The organism is Massilimicrobiota sp. An134, from assembly GCF_002160815.1.
GTDB classification, from domain to species: domain Bacteria; phylum Bacillota_I; class Bacilli_A; order Erysipelotrichales; family Coprobacillaceae; genus Allocoprobacillus; species Allocoprobacillus merdigallinarum.
The window spans coordinates 29,836-47,773 of sequence record NZ_NFLH01000004.1 but is presented as its reverse complement, the minus strand read 5'-3'; the positions used below and the strand labels follow the sequence as shown (position 1 = coordinate 47,773).

20 protein-coding genes are annotated in these 17,938 nt (G+C 30.3%); 6 read left to right on the top strand and 14 right to left on the bottom strand.

Annotated elements, in window-relative coordinates; genetic code table 11:
• Window positions 1-8: 8 nt before the first annotated feature.
• From B5E79_RS02910 to B5E79_RS02900, 3 genes are all read right to left on the bottom strand, one after another.
• Entirely contained in the window at window positions 9-1,742 is a 1,734-nt protein-coding gene (locus B5E79_RS02910; RefSeq protein WP_158095457.1) for a HAMP domain-containing sensor histidine kinase, read from the bottom strand.
• Complete coding sequence (locus B5E79_RS02905; RefSeq protein ID WP_087296901.1) at window positions 1,726-2,409, bottom strand: response regulator transcription factor; 684 nt, start codon at window positions 2,407-2,409, stop codon at window positions 1,726-1,728. Before B5E79_RS02905 ends, B5E79_RS02910 begins: the two co-directional genes overlap by 17 nt.
• A gap of 108 nt (window positions 2,410-2,517) precedes the next feature.
• Window positions 2,518-3,090 carry a flavodoxin family protein gene (locus B5E79_RS02900; protein WP_087245571.1) on the bottom strand — a complete coding sequence of 191 codons (573 nt, stop codon included), beginning with the start codon at window positions 3,088-3,090 and terminating at the stop codon, window positions 2,518-2,520.
• Window positions 3,091-3,187: 97 nt separating this feature from the next.
• Between B5E79_RS02900 and B5E79_RS02895 the strand changes: the two genes are divergently transcribed.
• The gene (locus B5E79_RS02895) at window positions 3,188-4,078 is read left to right on the top strand and encodes a LysR family transcriptional regulator (RefSeq protein WP_087296900.1); all 891 of its coding nucleotides are present in this window, start codon (window positions 3,188-3,190) and stop codon (window positions 4,076-4,078) included.
• A gap of 55 nt (window positions 4,079-4,133) precedes the next feature.
• Here the strand turns inward: B5E79_RS02895 and B5E79_RS13890 are convergent, their stop codons facing one another.
• Together B5E79_RS13890 and B5E79_RS13885 are read right to left on the bottom strand one after the other, a co-directional pair.
• Window positions 4,134-4,559, bottom strand: a complete 426-nt coding sequence (locus B5E79_RS13890; protein ID WP_255376335.1) for an alpha/beta hydrolase — start codon at window positions 4,557-4,559, stop codon at window positions 4,134-4,136.
• Window positions 4,544-4,879 carry an alpha/beta hydrolase-fold protein gene (locus tag B5E79_RS13885; protein WP_255376334.1) on the bottom strand — a complete coding sequence of 112 codons (336 nt, stop codon included), beginning with the start codon at window positions 4,877-4,879 and terminating at the stop codon, window positions 4,544-4,546. Before B5E79_RS13885 ends, B5E79_RS13890 begins: the two co-directional genes overlap by 16 nt.
• A gap of 185 nt (window positions 4,880-5,064) precedes the next feature.
• Between B5E79_RS13885 and B5E79_RS02885 the strand changes: the two genes are divergently transcribed.
• Complete coding sequence (locus B5E79_RS02885; RefSeq protein WP_087296899.1) at window positions 5,065-6,231, top strand: iron-containing alcohol dehydrogenase; 1,167 nt, start codon at window positions 5,065-5,067, stop codon at window positions 6,229-6,231.
• Window positions 6,232-6,261: 30 nt separating this feature from the next.
• Here the strand turns inward: B5E79_RS02885 and B5E79_RS02880 are convergent, their stop codons facing one another.
• The 7 genes from B5E79_RS02880 to B5E79_RS02850 form a co-directional block, all read right to left on the bottom strand.
• Window positions 6,262-7,062, bottom strand: coding sequence for a Cof-type HAD-IIB family hydrolase (locus B5E79_RS02880; RefSeq protein WP_087296898.1), 801 nt, complete (start codon window positions 7,060-7,062; stop codon window positions 6,262-6,264).
• 13 nt (window positions 7,063-7,075) lie between these two features.
• The gene (locus B5E79_RS02875) at window positions 7,076-7,663 is read right to left on the bottom strand and encodes a DUF1349 domain-containing protein (protein ID WP_087296897.1); all 588 of its coding nucleotides are present in this window, start codon (window positions 7,661-7,663) and stop codon (window positions 7,076-7,078) included.
• Between the two features lie 85 nt (window positions 7,664-7,748).
• Entirely contained in the window at window positions 7,749-8,066 is a 318-nt protein-coding gene (locus tag B5E79_RS02870; RefSeq protein WP_087296896.1) for a hypothetical protein, read from the bottom strand.
• Between the two features lie 27 nt (window positions 8,067-8,093).
• Complete coding sequence (locus B5E79_RS02865) at window positions 8,094-9,533, bottom strand: hypothetical protein (protein ID WP_087296895.1); 1,440 nt, start codon at window positions 9,531-9,533, stop codon at window positions 8,094-8,096.
• Between the two features lie 229 nt (window positions 9,534-9,762).
• The gene (locus B5E79_RS02860) at window positions 9,763-10,410 is read right to left on the bottom strand and encodes a helix-turn-helix domain-containing protein (protein WP_087296894.1); all 648 of its coding nucleotides are present in this window, start codon (window positions 10,408-10,410) and stop codon (window positions 9,763-9,765) included.
• A 159-nt stretch (window positions 10,411-10,569) separates the two neighbouring features.
• The gene (locus B5E79_RS02855) at window positions 10,570-10,896 is read right to left on the bottom strand and encodes a hypothetical protein (RefSeq protein ID WP_087296893.1); all 327 of its coding nucleotides are present in this window, start codon (window positions 10,894-10,896) and stop codon (window positions 10,570-10,572) included.
• Window positions 10,897-11,129: 233 nt separating this feature from the next.
• Entirely contained in the window at window positions 11,130-12,824 is a 1,695-nt protein-coding gene (locus B5E79_RS02850) for a phospho-sugar mutase (protein WP_087296892.1), read from the bottom strand.
• A 240-nt stretch (window positions 12,825-13,064) separates the two neighbouring features.
• Here B5E79_RS02850 and B5E79_RS13775 point away from each other — a divergent pair, with 240 nt between their 5' ends.
• The gene (locus B5E79_RS13775; RefSeq protein ID WP_087296891.1) at window positions 13,065-13,784 is read left to right on the top strand and encodes a metallophosphoesterase; all 720 of its coding nucleotides are present in this window, start codon (window positions 13,065-13,067) and stop codon (window positions 13,782-13,784) included.
• Between the two features lie 22 nt (window positions 13,785-13,806).
• Here the strand turns inward: B5E79_RS13775 and ybaK are convergent, their stop codons facing one another.
• Complete coding sequence (gene ybaK / locus B5E79_RS02840) at window positions 13,807-14,280, bottom strand: Cys-tRNA(Pro) deacylase (protein ID WP_087244867.1); 474 nt, start codon at window positions 14,278-14,280, stop codon at window positions 13,807-13,809.
• 10 nt (window positions 14,281-14,290) lie between these two features.
• Window positions 14,291-15,466: a MalY/PatB family protein gene (locus B5E79_RS02835; protein WP_158095456.1), complete on the bottom strand. Its 1,176-nt coding sequence runs from the start codon at window positions 15,464-15,466 to the stop codon at window positions 14,291-14,293.
• Window positions 15,467-15,767: 301 nt separating this feature from the next.
• On the opposite strand from B5E79_RS02835, the gene B5E79_RS02830 reads away from it, so the two are divergent.
• The 3 genes from B5E79_RS02830 (at window position 15,768) to B5E79_RS02820 (ending at window position 17,938) form a co-directional block, all read left to right on the top strand.
• Window positions 15,768-16,355: an HD domain-containing protein gene (locus B5E79_RS02830; RefSeq protein ID WP_087296889.1), complete on the top strand. Its 588-nt coding sequence runs from the start codon at window positions 15,768-15,770 to the stop codon at window positions 16,353-16,355.
• A 112-nt stretch (window positions 16,356-16,467) separates the two neighbouring features.
• Window positions 16,468-17,157, top strand: a complete 690-nt coding sequence (locus B5E79_RS02825; protein WP_224759495.1) for a TVP38/TMEM64 family protein — start codon at window positions 16,468-16,470, stop codon at window positions 17,155-17,157.
• 73 nt (window positions 17,158-17,230) lie between these two features.
• Window positions 17,231-17,938, top strand: a complete 708-nt coding sequence (locus tag B5E79_RS02820; RefSeq protein ID WP_087244864.1) for a response regulator transcription factor — start codon at window positions 17,231-17,233, stop codon at window positions 17,936-17,938.

Below are 17,938 nucleotides of genomic sequence, written 5' to 3'. Positions count from 1 at the left end.
ATATACTATCAACAATCATACTTTGAATCTGAAAAATAAAACTCTACACCAGATTCAACATTTTGAACACCATAATCATAATGATGAAGCTGTAAAATAGCCTGACATATAGCTAAACCTAAACCACTCCCCTGATGATCATGTGTCACAAAAGTATACCAGATATCTGATAAGTGTTCTTCATCAATATGTGAACCTTCATTGATGATAGAAAATCCGTGATCAATCGTTATATAAATATGTCCTTGTTCTGGAGTATGTTTTAAAGCATTGGATAAAAAATTATGTATTACTGTTTCTAATAGCTTACGATCACCTTGAATCATAGGATGTAGAACTTTGATATCCACTTGAATATGCTTTTTCATCAATAAGACTTCATATTCATCAACAATTTCCGTTACACTATTTTCTAAATCAAATTCTTCTTGATGAAGCTCTACTTTTCCAGCTTCAAGCCTTGAAAGTGACAACATGGATTGAATCAGCTGATTGAGTCTTTCTGTTTCTCGATGAATGATTGATAAATATTTTTCTCTTTCTTCCTGACTTGTTGCTTCTTCAATTAATTCACTATAACCATTAATAATACCTAGGGGTGTTTTCATTTCATGCGTAAACTGATTCACAAAATCTTTTCTTAATCCTTCCAGCTTTTTAACATGTTCAATTTCCTGATTCAACTGTTCCATTGTATTTTTTAACTGAGAAGACATACTTTGAATACTTTTCGCTAATGAACCAATTTCATCATGAGAACGGATATTGATTTCTTCATCAAATTGATTATTTTTAATTTTTAATGCTACTTTTTCTAATGCTTGAATAGGTCTGCTGATTGTCCATGACACCAATAGTGATATACATATGACAATACAAAATGCTCCTAAAAACAATCCCCAATTCTCTTCAAAATACTGTCGAGCCATAAGGCTATCAATATGCGCCTGGTCTTCCATTCCAATAAGGACTGCATATAAATCCTGGTCTTGGTCTTCCCAATCTGTGAGTCCTGTCATACCAATATAATAGTAATGTCCATGATAGCTTGTATAATAGGCCGTCATGTAACCATGGTGTTTAAGTTGAAGGACATGTTCAAGATCTTTTTGTTGGCTTAAAAACAATTGAGAATCATATTGACTTTGAATTGATTTTTCGCCATCTATACAAAACTGATTAACACTTGCTGATTGGATTTGATGCTGATCCAATTGACCATAACTGTCTTCACCCCATTGAAGATAAATCAATTGTTCATCGTCTAATACATATTTGACTTCAGCTTCACCAGGAATAGAATAACTATAATCAGTTAATTTTTGCATCAGATATGTCTTTAAACTTTGTCTTTGTGACAAAGATAAATCGGCAATAGATATGTAGATTGATGAATCATCATAGATATGAATATAATTATCTAAATAAGGACTTACAGAAAACCATTTGACAACTTTATCATCTTGTTGAATCAAACATTGATATAGGTTATTGTTTTCGCTGATATAATCAATAGAATTCATTTTTTGAATCACTTCATCATATTGAGGATAATGATCATATTCAATACCTAATTGTTGTTGGAGATTATCAAGATCATCAAAATCAATGATTCGTTGAAGAAGATAATGATTTGTAGAGTCAATACGATTTTGAATATTGATTTTGGTTGATACAGCTAAAATTATAATAAAAGCCAACATGATCAAAAGAAAAATCTTAACACTAATCTTTGTTTTCATTTTCTTCACCATCCTTAAATAAATATCCAACCTTAAAAACTGTTTGAATATAATATTGATATTTTCCCAACTTTTTTCTTACTTTCTTGATATATGTATCTACGGCTCTCGCTTCTCCATAGTAATCATATCCCCATATAGCATCTAAAATTTGTTCTCTTTCTAATAAACGATAAGGATTTTTCGTTAAATATTCTAATAATAAATATTCTTTATGGGTGAATTCTATGTGTTGACTATCAATGTAAACTTGATGATTGGTATAATCAATCTGTAAATGATGAAAAGTTTTGATATTGGATACTTGTGGATCTTGTCTTTTACAGATAGCTAAGCATTTTGCATACAAAATAGATGGTAAAAATGGTTGGGTTATATAATCATCCCCACCTAACTGATACGCTTGAAGCTGATTGTCTTCCTCACTTAAAGCACTTATAAAAATAATAGGACATTGATATTGATAGCGAATCTGTTGACAAACTTCATAACCATCAATACCAGGCATCATAATATCTAATAAAACAAGCTGAATTTGAGAATGCATAAGTGATAATCCCTGATGTCCATCACAGGCTTCAATAATCTGGATTTCTCGCTTTTCAAAATAAGTTTTAATGATATGCCTGATATCAAAATCATCTTCAATAAGCAATACCTGATACATACTCCCACCTTCTTTACTTTTATCATAAAAAGGACTTGTGTAAAATTTGTGTAAATCTTCTATTCTTATTTTATCATAAAAAGAAAAGACGTTTATATCAAAACGCCTTTATAAAGATAAACCTTTTTCATATGCTTCCTGTAATTTTAAAGGTGGAATATAGGGTTGATGTGATTCATCATGACAACCTCCAGCGAGAACAGATCCTAAACTTTTCCAGCCTAGTGCCTTTGTATAAAAAGAATAAAAAGATAAGGCCTGTTCAAAAGTCCAAAAATGATCATCCCCAGCACTCATCAATAAGAATGTTTCTTTATATGGATATTCATCGTTTTGAGAAATCGCATATAAACGATCAATAAAGCACTTTAATCTTCCTGAAATAGACCAGAAATAAAGGGGTGAAGCCAGTACCAATGTATCGGCCCATTCAAACATGGCATAATATTCCTGCATACTATCTTGAATGACACAGTGATGTTGATTGATCTGACAAGCACCACAGCCTTGACATCCCTGTAAATTTTTTGATAATACAATTCGTTTCACTTCATGCCCAGCCTGAATAGCTCCTTTTTCAAAAGCCCTAGCCAACTGATCCGTATGTCCATTTATATTTCCACTTCCAACAACAATAAGTATTCGACGCATTCTTTTTCCCTCTTTTCCTATTTGTATCATATCACTCCCTCTCCCCTATAACAAATACTTATACTTTATATAGTTATATGCTTACTAAGCATATAGTGTTATAATATAGCTAAAGGAGTGAACAATTATGGAATTACGAGTTTTACAATATTTCCTAGCTATTGCCAGAGAAGAAACAATATCAGGAGCAGCGCAACAATTACATATCACACAACCCACTTTATCTCGTCAAATCAAAGAATTAGAAGATGAACTAGGGAAAACTTTATTTGTAAGAAGTAATAAAAAAATCACATTAACAGAAGAAGGCATGATACTCCGTCAACGTGCTGAAGAAATTGTGAATCTGGTAGATAAAACGGAACTGGAAATAATGTCTACTGATTCTCATTTAAAAGGTGAAATTTATATTGGATCAGGTGAATCTCACGCTTTAAAAATCATCACTAAAGCTATCAAAAAGATACAGGCCCAATATCCTGATATTCAATTTCATATACATAGTGGTAATGCTCCAGATGTGATAGAAAAATTAGATAATGGTTTGATTGATTTTGCATTATTGACACCCAATTCTAAGATTAATGATTACAATCATATGTTATTGCCACTTTCACATCATTGGGGTGTCCTTATGTTGAAAGATGATCCATTAGCTCAAAAAGAAAGTATTACATTTGAAGATCTTCGAGATAAACCATTGATTGTATCTAAAGAACTACAACAGATATCAGATTTGGTTGAATGGTTACATAACGATATTGAACATCTTCATATTATTTCATCCTATACTTTGTTGTATAATGCTTCATTAATGGTAGAAGATGGACTCGGATATGCTATTTGTTTTGATAAACTCATCAATACAACTGGAGATTCTTCACTTTGTTTTAGACCACTTTCTCCACATATTGAAGTTCCTTATTATTTTATATGGAAAAAATATCAGATTCTCACAAGAGCATCTCAATATTTCTTAAATATTGTTCAAGACACCATTCAAGAATTGAGTCAATAATGACATATAGCTATAAAGGAAAAATATGTGGAGCCAATCAACAGGCTCCACATAATTATTTCCACAACACATCAAAGTACAATTGATTTTGTTTTCCCCAAGTTGCTTCATTATGTCCACCATTTCTCACTATATGTATATAACTTTGAGCCTCGCGACGGACAATTTCGTCATTAAATAACTGAATGTTTTTTAAGAAAAATTGAACATTGGAAACTTCACCTGTTCCAAAACTCCAATAAACACGTGTATCTTTATTCAAATCATGATGATTCATTTCTTCTTGCAGTTGATGGATACATAAAGAAAGTGCCGGAGATAAACAGGCTGCTTTAGAAAAGAGTTGATTATAACGGATGACAGTATAAAAGGCCATTAATCCACCCATAGAACTTCCTCCAATACCTGTACACTCTCTAAATGGTATTGTCCGATATTTTTGATCGATCATCGGTTTTAATTCATTCACAACCCAATCCATATAGATTTGACCTTTTCCAGTAATAGGACCAAAAATCCATTTTCAACATCATATGGGCAATATTCATTTAATCTTTCATTTCCTTCATGATTACATTCCATTCCTACAATAATAAATGGCTTATCATAACGATCTAAAAACTCACCTAGTCCCCATGATTTTCCATAAGTTGCATCCTGATCATTAAAAAGATTATGTCCATCATACATATACATAACAGGATATCTTTCATCACTATTATGATAATTTTGAGGTAAATAGATGTGCATAGTGCGCCATGATTGAAGTGGCTGTATATAAACATTCAATTTTTCTATCATGAATAAACACCTCCTATCATATAGGTTTATTTTAATTTCTTTCCATCTCTATGTCCAATACTTTCCAAGTATGATGAAAAATACTTTTTAACTATACTCAAAAAGCATAACTATCCATTGAATATAGGTATTTGATATATCATTATTCTTTTCATATAATAATGATAGCTAAAGGAGGAATAAAAATGTTAGGAAATTTTGAATTTTGTAATCCAACAAAACTGTATTTTGGAGATGAATCATTAAAATATTTAAATACTGAATTACCAAAATATGGTTCTCGTATTTTACTCATTTATGGTGGTGGTTCTATTAAGAAAAATGGAATTTATGATGAAGTCATCACTATTTTAAAAGACAATAACAAAGACGTTTTTGAAGTTTCAGGAGTTATGCCTAATCCAACTATTGATAAACTTTATGAAGGTGTACAAATAGCCAGAGACAATCAAATTGATTTTATTTTAGCTGTTGGTGGAGGTTCTGTTTGTGACTATGCCAAAGCTGTTTCTGTATCTATTCATTGTGATGAAGATCCTTGGGATAAATATTATTTAAGAATGGAAGAACCAACATGTCAAATCGTTCCTGTCGGTTGTGTTTTAACTATGGTTGGTACTGGTTCAGAAATGAATGGTGGTGCTGTTATTACAAATCCAAAACAGAAATTAAAAATTGGTCATGTTTTCGGTGACAATGTGATGCCTAAATTTTCTATTTTGAATCCAAAATATACTTTAACTTTACCACATTATCAGATGATTGCTGGTTTCTATGATATTATGAATCATATCTGTGAACAGTATTTCTCTGGTGATGATGATAATACAAGTGATTATATCAGTGAAGGTCTAATGAAATCATTGATTCATTCTAGTCGTATTGCGATTAAAGATCCTCAAAACTATGAAGCAAGAAGCAACATCATGTGGATTGCCACTTGGGCATTAAATACATTAGTTGCGAAAGGGAAATCTACTGACTGGATGGTGCATATGTTAGGTCAAGCTGTTGGAGCTTATACAGACGCCACTCATGGTATGACATTAGCTGCCGTTTCATTACCATATTATCGCTATATTATGCCTTATGGATTAGATAAATTTGTCAGATTTGCGACAAATGTATGGAATGTCAATCCAGAAGGAAAATCAAAAGAAGACATTGCGAAAGCTGGACTTGATGCAATGGAAGAATGGATGAAAGAATTAGGGCTTGTCATGAATATCACTGATTTAGGTGTTACTGAAGATATGTTAGAAGGTCTTGCAAGATCAACAATTGTTCTTGAAGGTGGTTATAAAGTTCTTAATCATGATGAAATCATTCAAATCTTTAAAGAAAGTATGTAAAAACATGAGAAAAATCTCATGTTTTTTCTTTTATAAAATATAGTTTTCTAAAAATACTGCAATACCATCTTCATTATTAGATGTTGTTGTATATTGCGCAATGTCTTTAATTTTTGGATTTGCATTTGCCATGGCCACTCCAATATAATCTCTTATCATTTCATAATCATTGAGTTCATCACCAAATGTTAAAATGCAATCTGTAGATAAGTTTAATTCTTGGCACATTTTTTCAATACCTTTTGATTTAGAAAGTTCAGGATTTAAAAATTCAAATAATATCGGTGTTGATTGCACTCCTCGATAATGTGGATGCTTAATGTGATGATAATGTTGACTGATCTTTTGAATTTCTTCTTTATCAGCCATGAAAATCATCTTTTCTATTTGTTTATGATAATACGGTGTTAAGCCATCTACAACCAATGGTAATTGATTCTTATTGGCAATCTCAATCGCAAAATGATCTTCTTTTAAAACATGGAAGGACTCCTGATCATAGATACCTGCATTAAAATCAAATTCTTGAAATGCTTCTAGTATAACAGGAATATACTTTCCATCCAACAAATAACAAGATGACATCTTTTGTGTTCTCATATCTAAATAACATCCACCATTAAATCCCATAATCACATCCACATAAGGTTCAATTTCCCACTTTTTAATGAGATGTTTGACTGCAAATGGTGTTCTTCCTGTCGCAATTCCAAATAAAATCTGTTTGTCTTTAAGTTTTTTGATAGCTTCAATTGTTTTGGGTGTCACCATTCCCTGGTCATTCAATAATGTTCCATCTATATCCACAAGTACCAATTCAATAGCTTTCATACCATTTTCCTCCTTATTGATGTCTTTGCCATTGGCATTCTATCATTTCCATATGAGAGAATACAGCATCAAAAGATGAGTTTTCTGGTGAACATGCATAAATACCAAATTGAATTTCATCTGTCCCTTCCCACATATGACAAATACGCATCTGCTTAAAATGAACTCCATCAGTTGAACATTCAATACAATAATCTGATTCTCTTCGACTCAAACGATACCACATAGAATGAATAGAAGCATCAATGTCTGTTGTGGCCCAATCTGAATAACCATGATTCGTCACAACACTCCCTAGTCTTTGAAATTCTTCATTTTCATATTCAATAGAAGCTTTTAACCAGTTATCACTATTTAAATACATGACAACACCACATTGATCAAATCTTCTTTTACTATTAAATTCAGTTTTTACAATAAATGAAAAATATTTTTCACTTGTTTTCATCTGTAATACAGGAGCATTATCATTTCTAAAACCATAGTATGTTCTTTGCCATAAATCTGTTTCAGGTTCTGTTGTTATGATAATCTTCTGATCTTGAATATCATATTTTTGAGGTTTCCTAGTCCATTCTAATTTGTTAAAATCAAATTCCATTATTTACCATATCCCTTCATTAACTTCATCTAATATATACACTAAATTTATTATATATAGAAAGAGATGACAATGCCACCTCTTTCTATTGATTATTATCTATACGTAATATGTTTCTTCTATTCACAAGAACTTTTCTAGCTTCAGAAATATTTATTGTACACTCTCCATTTAGTCTTTCTTCTTCAGCTTCTAAGACACTTACACGTAAATCTAGTAACTGTTCTTTTCTTTCAGATACTTCTCTATTTATAAAAACAGCATCTACTTTTTCATTAATGGCGTTATCCATCATTTGAACAACTTCTTTTATAGAATATCCTTGATTCCCTTTCATTCTATCTTTTTCCACTTCCAAAAGTTCTTTTTGAAGTTTCAACATCTTTTCTTGATAATTTTTCATGATTATCAGATCTCCTTTTTATTTTTATTAAAAACCAAATACTTTTCTTCTCAATTCCTTATTAGCAATCAGTCCTAAATATCCTCTTAATTTCAATCTTGCGCTATTCCATTTTTTATCTTTAGACATGAGCGTCCAATCATTATTAAGGTATTCTTTATTTTCTGATTCAAATATGACTTCTCCTATTTTATAAAGCTTTTCATTATAAATCATATCTTCAAATATTTTCCATAATATCAGATATCTTTGATCATTTATGTTTTCAATACTTTCTTCAAAAAAATCAGAAAATACATAAATTTGGTAATAATTATTTTCAGCATAAACAAGCATGTCCATAATCCATAAAAGTGGATTTTCTATATCTATCGAGTTTTGCATATAATGATCATACATTTCTTTTAATTGCAAAAACCAATCTTTAAGATGAGAAGGTATTGATTTAAACTGACTTTCTTTCCAAAAATAAATCATATTTTCTGGATAAATATCAAAAAAATCTGATAATTCTCTAGCAGAAATAGAACACATCATATCTTTCATTCCAGAAATAATAACACTATCATAATGATCTAATAACTGATATATTTCAAAAAAATCAATGCCATAAACTTCTGATATAGACAAAAGTGCTAAATGAGGAGAATCCATCCATATTAATGATACTACAAAATTAAACAAGCTTTTCTCTTTTGGATAATCTTCATCATGATGATTTATAAAGTGATTTATCATATGAATCAATCTTTGGATTTGTTGTTTTTCTGTTTCTGTACTATTGTCTTTAAAACTTTGAACTGCTTCTTTATTTTTTTGTGAAAAAAATATTAGTCTATCAACAAACTCCTGATTCTCTTCATCCACATCTTCCCTCATATTATTAATTCCATATTTTAATGCTCGCATTTCTAACCATGGTACAAACGGATCATATTCATAACCAAATCCTCTATATCTTTTCAAATATGTATCATAATCATTTTCATCACTTTTTATTAAATTCCATACTTTAATAAAATCCCAGTTTTTCCAGGCATAGTTTTCATTAAATAATGAATTAATCCAGGCAATACAATCTCTTTCTTCATTTATTAATGGATTGCCATTTTCAAGAATAACAAAATCACCATCACTGTATAAACTTTCTAATACATATGCTGATTCCATGACAAAATTAAAAAAACTCCATCCTACTTTACGTGAATAAACACGACCAGTCTTCCCATTAAAACCAGAGTTTTCCCATAATGAGTCTTCAAAATAATTATAGATAAAATCAATATTTTGATATTTATCATATTTTACTGGATTGATTGTGATGATCTTTTTACCAAATAATGACTGTATTTGTTGTTCCATCATACCTCCTTGACGAAACAATGTTATCAATCTTTCTTTAAATTCTTCTTGCTTTTCTTTTGGTATACCTCGACTTTTATCAACAATATTAATAAATGTGCCCACAGGCTATCTCCTTTCATATATGATATATAAAAGTATAGCATAGAGCAAATTATTTCTGTATGCTAAAAGCAATTTTTTATAATAAATATCTTCTCTTGATTTCATAAAATCCTATAATAAAAAAAAGAGTCTTCATATATCTATGAAACTCCTCAAATAGCATACTATCAATCTATTCCATATACATTTTATTGATAAAATAACAGTCATTATTATTGTTACATAAAAGCTACCACCATTTTCCTTTTTTTATTCTTCCAATTATCAGTATTACCATAAAAAAGAGTATTATTAAACCTATACCAATCCATAATGGTGAAAACACCCATATCCATGGCCAGTTAATATAGTTTGTCAGTTTTAAAGTAATGAATACTAATGTCAATGCACTAGAAAATCCCATTCCAGTATTCTCTATAACCTTATTATTTTTTCTTTTCCATACAGTCAGTTTTAATGACCAACCTAGCATCAGTAAAAATAAACCGCTCGATATGATAATGATAGATGGTGTCTTATCTAACGCCATCAATACTGGAATAAAAAATATGACTATGCTTATACTCATTATGATTGAAGAAATAATGAGTATAACGCTATACATTTTATTCTCTTCAATAACATTTGTTAATACTTCATCTGTTTTCTCAATAATATGTTCTGTTTCAATTCTTTCTCCATTGAATAATTCAGTTAGGGTTATACCTAATATCGAACATAATGGAACGAACAATGAAGGATCGGGTAGATTTCTGCCCCTTTCCCAGTTCCCCACAGTTCTATCAGATACATTTAATTTTTCTGCCAATTCTTTTTGGGTTAAACTATTTTCTTTCCTTAATTCAGCAATAAATCTTCCTATTTTTTCTTGATCCATAATACCATTCTCCCTTCATATTTATTATAATGTGATATAAAAATAATGAACAGGAAACATTTCAAGGGTTAGGATATTTTCAGAAAAAAATCATGACATCATAATTTTTCTTATGTTATCTTTTATATTCTTTTTTTACATGCAAACTTTTCATTCTCATTATCGTCTTTTTAAATATTTTTTTAAAATAACACTTTCATAGATAGCTATGACTATGACTATTCCTGGCATGACTGTCAAAATAACAAGAAAGAAACAGATTAACTTGTCATGAATCATGAATCCTTCAAAAATGAAAACTATACCATAAATCAACATCAAACGTGATGTTGCATGATTATATGATCGAATATTCGTTATCTGATCTATTCTTGGCGGATTTGAATTGTTATATATAGTCACTGGTTTCTTAGAAAAATAATAATAGATTGATACACAAATCATCATAAAACCAATAGCAATGGCTATACCTCTTTCTACTGACATAAATATTCCTCCTATTTACAGTTCTGTCTTTAATAATATTATGACATTTTCGATCAATAATCACAATCTATATAGGGCATCACATAAAAAATATGATGGTGTATCTCATTATTTTTGTGTCTTAATTTTATTTTTTAGTCTATATACTACTTCATATCATTGTATAAAAAATAAAAAGAGGCTGTAACGAAATAGAGTGATTTTACTCTAGCGATTACATGCCTCTTTTTTTATTATTCACCTATGATATTCATCATATCTTTTTGGAAGACTTCTGTTTTGCTTGCAGCATCATCAACAGTTGCACCTTTGATTGAGAAATAGAATTTACATTTTGGTTCAGTTCCACTAGGTCTAGCAGCAATCCAAGAACCATCTTCTAAATAATATTTCAATACATTTGATTTTGGTAAATCAATAGTTGTTTCATTTCCGTTTTCAGTTCTTACACTTGTCTGATAATCTTCAACAGCAACAACTTTAACACCACCAATTTCAGTAGGTGCATCTTTTCTTAAATTATCCATGATTTCTTTAATTCTTGCAGCTCCAGCAGCTCCTGCTTTAGATAAAGCAATTTGACTTTCTTTAAATGCACCATGTTTCGCATATAATTCATTTAATACATCAATTAAATCTTTACCTTGTTTTTTATAATAGTTACCAGCTTCAGCAGCAGTTAAGACAGCTTGTACTGCATCTTTATCTCTAACGAAATCTTTAACAACACATCCATAAGATTCTTCATAACCAAAGACAAATTGTTTTTCTCCAGTTTTTTCATATTTACGAATCTTATCTCCAATGAATTTAAATCCAGTTAATGTTTTTTCTACATCAACACTATAGCTTCTTGCTACTAATTCACCTAAATCAGAAGTAACAATGGTATTATACATAACAGCATTATCAGGTAATGTTCCTTTTTCTTTCATTTGACTTAAAATATATTCAAGATAAACGGCAGCTGATTGGTTACCACTCATCAATACATATTTTCCATCATGTTTAGCAACAACACCTAATCTATCTCCATCAGGATCACAGATAACAACAACATCAGCATCAACTTCTTTAGCTTTAATGATAGCTAACTCATAAGCCATATCCACTTCAGGGTTAGGAGATTTTGTATTTGTATAATCTGGATCAGGAGCACATTGTGCTAATACTGGCACAACATCATATCCTAAACGTCCTAAACAAGTTCTCACAGGGATATTGCTTGTTCCGTGTTGTGGAGAGAAGACAATTTTAAATCCACTCTTATCCATACCAGGATTAATTTCAATACCCATAACAGCTTTATAATAAGCTTCATCAACTTCTTCACCAATCCATGTCATATATGGATAAGCTTCTTCATCACTGCATACATGAATATCTAATTCATCTTCAACTTCATTAACATATTTAACAACTTCATCTGCCCATTCTGGAATTAGCTGACATCCTGTATCATCGTAAACTTTATATCCGTTATATTCTTTAGGGTTATGTGATGCAGTAATCATAATTCCACCAGCACATTTTAAATATCTCACAGCAAATGATAATTCTGGTGTTGGTCTTAAGCTTTCAAAAATAAATGATTTAATACCATAAGTTGCTAAAACTTTAGCACTTTCAATCGCAAAACGGTAAGACATATGACGGTTATCATAACCGATAGCTACGCCTCTTTCCTTTCCATTTTCTAATCCCAATACATATTTTGCAAAACCAACATTTGCTTTTCTAATAGTATAGATGTTCATTCTATTTGTTCCAGGTCCCAAAATACCTCTCATACCAGCAGTACCAAATTCAACATTAGTATAGAATGCATCTTCCTTTTCTTTTTCTCCCATGTTTGTTAATTCCATTTTTGTGGCTGCATCCATTGCAGGATGATTCAACCATCTTTCATAATTTGCTTTATAATCCATTATTGTTTCACCTCTGTTTCTATTATAACAAATCTTAAAAACCAACGCCATAAAAACCCACTTTGAAATGTAAACATTTTCATTAAAAAATAATAGTTTTCACAAATTTATGTAACCACTATCATTTTTTGTTTTATTTATGTGTTTTTTCACTTTTCATAATAGATATTCAAACATAAAAAAATAAAATCAATCATATAAAATGATGATATAATAATGAAAAGAAAGCGAGGTTATAATATGTCAAGAATTTTTATAACTGGTGATACACATGGCTCTTATGATATTCAAAAACTTGCAAGAAAGAACTTTCCTGAAGGAAAAACATTAACCAAAGATGACTATGTGATAATCTGTGGCGATTTTGGCTGTGTCTGGGGTGGTGAGTTAGCTGGATCTGATCACTGGTGGCAAAACTGGCTCGATGAACAGCCTTGGACAACATTATGGGTTGATGGCAATCATGAAAATCATGATTTATTAAAAACATATCCCATAGAAAACTGGAATGGTGGACGTATTCATAAAATCAATAATAGTATATTTCATTTGATGCGTGGTGAAATCTTTACATTTAATAATCAAACTTTCTTAGCTTTTGGTGGTGGCTATTCAACTGATCGTGTTTATAGAAAAGAAGGTATTTCATGGTGGAAAGGAGAATTGCCAACACATGAAGAAGTCAACCATGCCCTCACTAATCTCAAGAAATATCATAATCAGGTTGATTATATTTTAAGTCACGATGCCCCTCGTGACATTAAAGAATATTTAGGATTTTATGATAGCTGTGATATGACTGTTTATGGTGATGAATATGAAGATATTCATAGTGTTTTATATTTGCTTAAAAAGACCATACAATTTCAAGACTGGTATCTAGGTCATTACCATATAGATAAAGATATAGGAAGTATGCATATTCTTTATCATCAAATCATTGAAATCACTCATCAATAAAAAGCAAGGATCCCTTGCTTTTTTATCTTATCACATCTACACATTGACCATTGACATATTGGATTAAATCTTGAGGTTTTAAAATCACCTGTAAACCTCTTTTTCCTGCACTGATTGCAACTCTATCTAACAGCAAAATATCTTCCTGAAAATAAGTAGGAAACTTTTTCTTCATGCCAATAGGAGAACACCCACCACGCATATATCCTGTTAATGGTAATAAATCTTTCTGATGAAGCATTTCAACACTTTTATGTCCACTGGCTTTCGCTAGTTTTTTTAAATCAATTTCTTCCATGACTGGTATACAACAAACCAAATATTCATGATGATCATGTAATACAAGTGTTTTATAGATTTCATCTGCTTCTAAATCTACCTGATGAACAATATGTTCACCAGATAAATGATTGTCATCATACTCATATTCACGTGTTTCATAATTGATATGTTGCTGATCCAATAACCTTAATACATTTGTTTTAATCTTTTTCATTTTTACACCATTACTTATATGATTTATAGAATTCAATAAATCGCATCATTGCTTCTTTTAATAAATCTGAATTTGTTGCTGTATTAATACGTACCCATCCCTCATAATTATCAATAAAACGGCTTCCTGTTTCCAATAACACATGTGTTTCATTAGCCAAGTCAATAACAAACTGATCAATATTGGCTATTTTTGGTAAATAAACCCATATTAAATATCCCGTATCAGGTTTCATGATTTTCATATCTGTTGTCTCTAATAATTCCATTGTCATATTAATATTTTGACGAAGATATTCTAATAAATCATAATACCATTGTTTCCCCTCATTATAAACAGTTTCAATCATATAAATACCAATACGTTGTGGACCTATATGAAGTTTTGAGAGATAATCATTAAATTGTTTATTGAAATCTTCATTTTTACAGATTGTAAAAGATGTTGATAATCCTGAAATATTAAATGTTTTATTTGGCGATGATGATACAATAATATGATCATAAATATCAAAAAATTGAATAAGAGAAACAAATTTTTTATCTGATATAAGGATATCGCCATGAATTTCATCAGAGATAATCATGACTTGATATTTTTTACATAATTGAACTAATTGGTTAAGTTCTTCATATGACCAGGCTTTACCTCCAGGATTATGTGGATTACAGAACAACAAGACATCAATTTGATGTAATTTCAACATCTTTTCCAATTCATCATAGTCTATCAAATATTCCTGATTTTTATTTTTTAATGGCATCTTATAAGCATGCCCAATTTGAGCACAATTATAAAATGGTCCATAGACAGGTGTCATAATTAAAATGTTTTGATCTCTTGCGAATAAATCAGTTAATAAATGTAGTGATGTAATTGTTCCAATAGATGGAACAATCCAATCTTTGTTGATATGAATATGATGAATTTCATCATACCATTGAATAATGCTTTCATAAAAACTATCTTGGACATGAAAATAGCCTAAATCTCCCTCACTGACAAATTTCATTAATCTCTTTTGAACATTTTCATCCATCTTAAAATCCATATCCGCAATAAATAATGGATAAAACTGATCTTCAGTTTGAAAATGAGTATGGAATCTCTTATTGATATATGGAGCTTCCCATTTCATAGAACCATTATGTCTTCTTTCTAATATTGATCCAAAATCGTTTTTCATTCTTTTATCTCCCTTCATAATCAATATCTTTCCACAAAAAATACATCGGCCTATATGTTATTATAAGCCGTTTTCATGTGACAAGCAATAAACAGTTGTCACTGGAATCTTTATCATCTTTTTTTGTTTAAAACTTCAAATTGATTTTCTCAAAAGATTATACCACTTTTTTTGAAAACACTGATATTTATCATTACAATCATTTCTATGATAACTATTCTTAAAGAAATCATAAAAAATCTATTTAAATCATCAAATTTATGATGATTATTTGTTATAATGTAAACAAGGATGTGAGAAAATGACAAACAAAGAAAGATTTATTGAAATTTATAAAACAAAAATTCATCGTGATGGAAGTGAAAAATTATTAGAATTTTTATTGTCACGTAATTCTGATTTTTTTGAAGCTCCTGCCAGTTCAAGATATCACGGTAATTATGAAGGTGGTCTACTGGAGCACAGCCTCAATGTTTATGATTGTCTAAAAGACTATTTATCACGTGAACGTGTTCAAAAAACATACCATTTGAATTATAATGAAGAAACTATCGCTATTGTTGCTTTACTTCATGATTTATGTAAAATTAACTGTTATAAACAAAGTATGAGAAATGTCAAAGAAAATGGACAATGGATTCAAGTGCCTTTTTATGAATTTCAAGATACATTGCCTTATGGTCATGGAGAAAAAAGTGTTTATATGATTAGTGGCTATATGCGTTTAAAAAGAGAAGAAGCCTTTGCGATTCGTTATCATATGGGATTTGCTGGTAATGAAGATGCCAGAAATGTAGGTGCTGCTTTTGAAATGTTTCCACTCGCTTTTGCCTTATCTACTGCCGATATGGAAGCCACTTATTTTATGGAAGGAAAAAATCATTCTTAATCAAAACAAGCTTAGCTTGTTTTTTTATTTTCTTTAGAAAATCTTTATCTTTTTACTGGTTTCCTTTTTCGCTTTTTCGTTCATACTATCAATGTCGATAGGAGTGACCTTTATGATCAATAAAATCAAACAACATAAAAAAGAAATTCAATTTATAATCAAGTGTCTACTTATCATGGGTTTGATATGTTTATGCTTATATCAACCTATGATGAAGATCTTTGAAAATCCTCAGTTACTAAGAAATCAGCTACAAAGTTTTGGTTTATTTGGACAAATCATTTTTGTTGGTATTGTTATTTTACAAGTTATATTTGTTTTTCTTCCAGGTGAAATTGTAGAAATTATGGCTGGATTTATTTATGGTCCATTTGTAGGACTCCTCTTATGTTTAATAGGGAGTGCTATGGGTTCGTTACTGATTTATACTTTTGTTAAAAAATGGGGACAAAATTTTATTCAGCGTTTTATCAGTTTAGATCAGATAAATCAGGTTCATTTTTTACATAACCCAGAAAAAAGAAATATTTTATGTTTTATTGTTTTCTTTATACCTGGTACACCTAAAGATATTCTCACTTATCTCATTCCATTAACAGATATGAAACTTTCAACATTTCTTTTCATTACAACTATCGCAAGAACACCTTCAATTATCACATCTACCATTGGTGGTCATGCATTAGGAATTGAAGATTATCTGTTTTCTATCATTATCTTTGTCGTAACGGGTATTATTTCTTTCATTGGTATTTACATCTATAAAAAAATAAACAAACGAAAATTATCATATCATCTTTAGAAAATCTTTCGTTTTATCCTCTACTTTTCTTTTTTAAATTCAAGTATAATGTAGAAAAGTCGGGAGGGTTTTTATGGATTATAATATATTAATTGTAGAAGATGAAATTGAAATCTGTGATGCGATTGAGATTTATTTAAAAACACAAAACTATCATGTTTTTAAAGCGCATAATGGAATTGAAGGATTAGACATTGTTGAAAAAGAAACTATTCATCTCGCTATTGTGGATATCATGATGCCAGTGATGGATGGCATTCAAATGACAATGAAAATGAGAGAAAAATATGATTTTCCTATTATTATGCTTTCAGCCAAATCAGAAGATATTGATAAAGTCACTGGACTAAACATTGGAGCAGATGATTATGTCACAAAGCCTTTTGTGCCAATTGAATTACTTGCCAGAGTCTCATCACAGCTTAGACGTTATCGCAAATATCTAGATGCAACTGCAAAGAAAACATCACAGAATGTCTATACTGTTGGTGGTTTAGAGCTTAATTTAGATACAAAAACAGTGAGTGTAGATAATCGTCAAATCAAGGTCACACCTATTGAATTTAAAATCTTACAATTACTCATGGAGTATCCTGGAAAAGTTTTTTCAGCTGAAAACATTTATGAAAGTGTCTGGAAAGAAGATGCTATTAACACGGATACAGTAATGGTTCATGTCCGTAATTTAAGAGAAAAAATAGAATTAGATCCAAAACACCCTCAATACTTAAAAGTTGTGTGGGGCGTTGGATATAAAATTGAAAAACAAGGCAGGGATTAA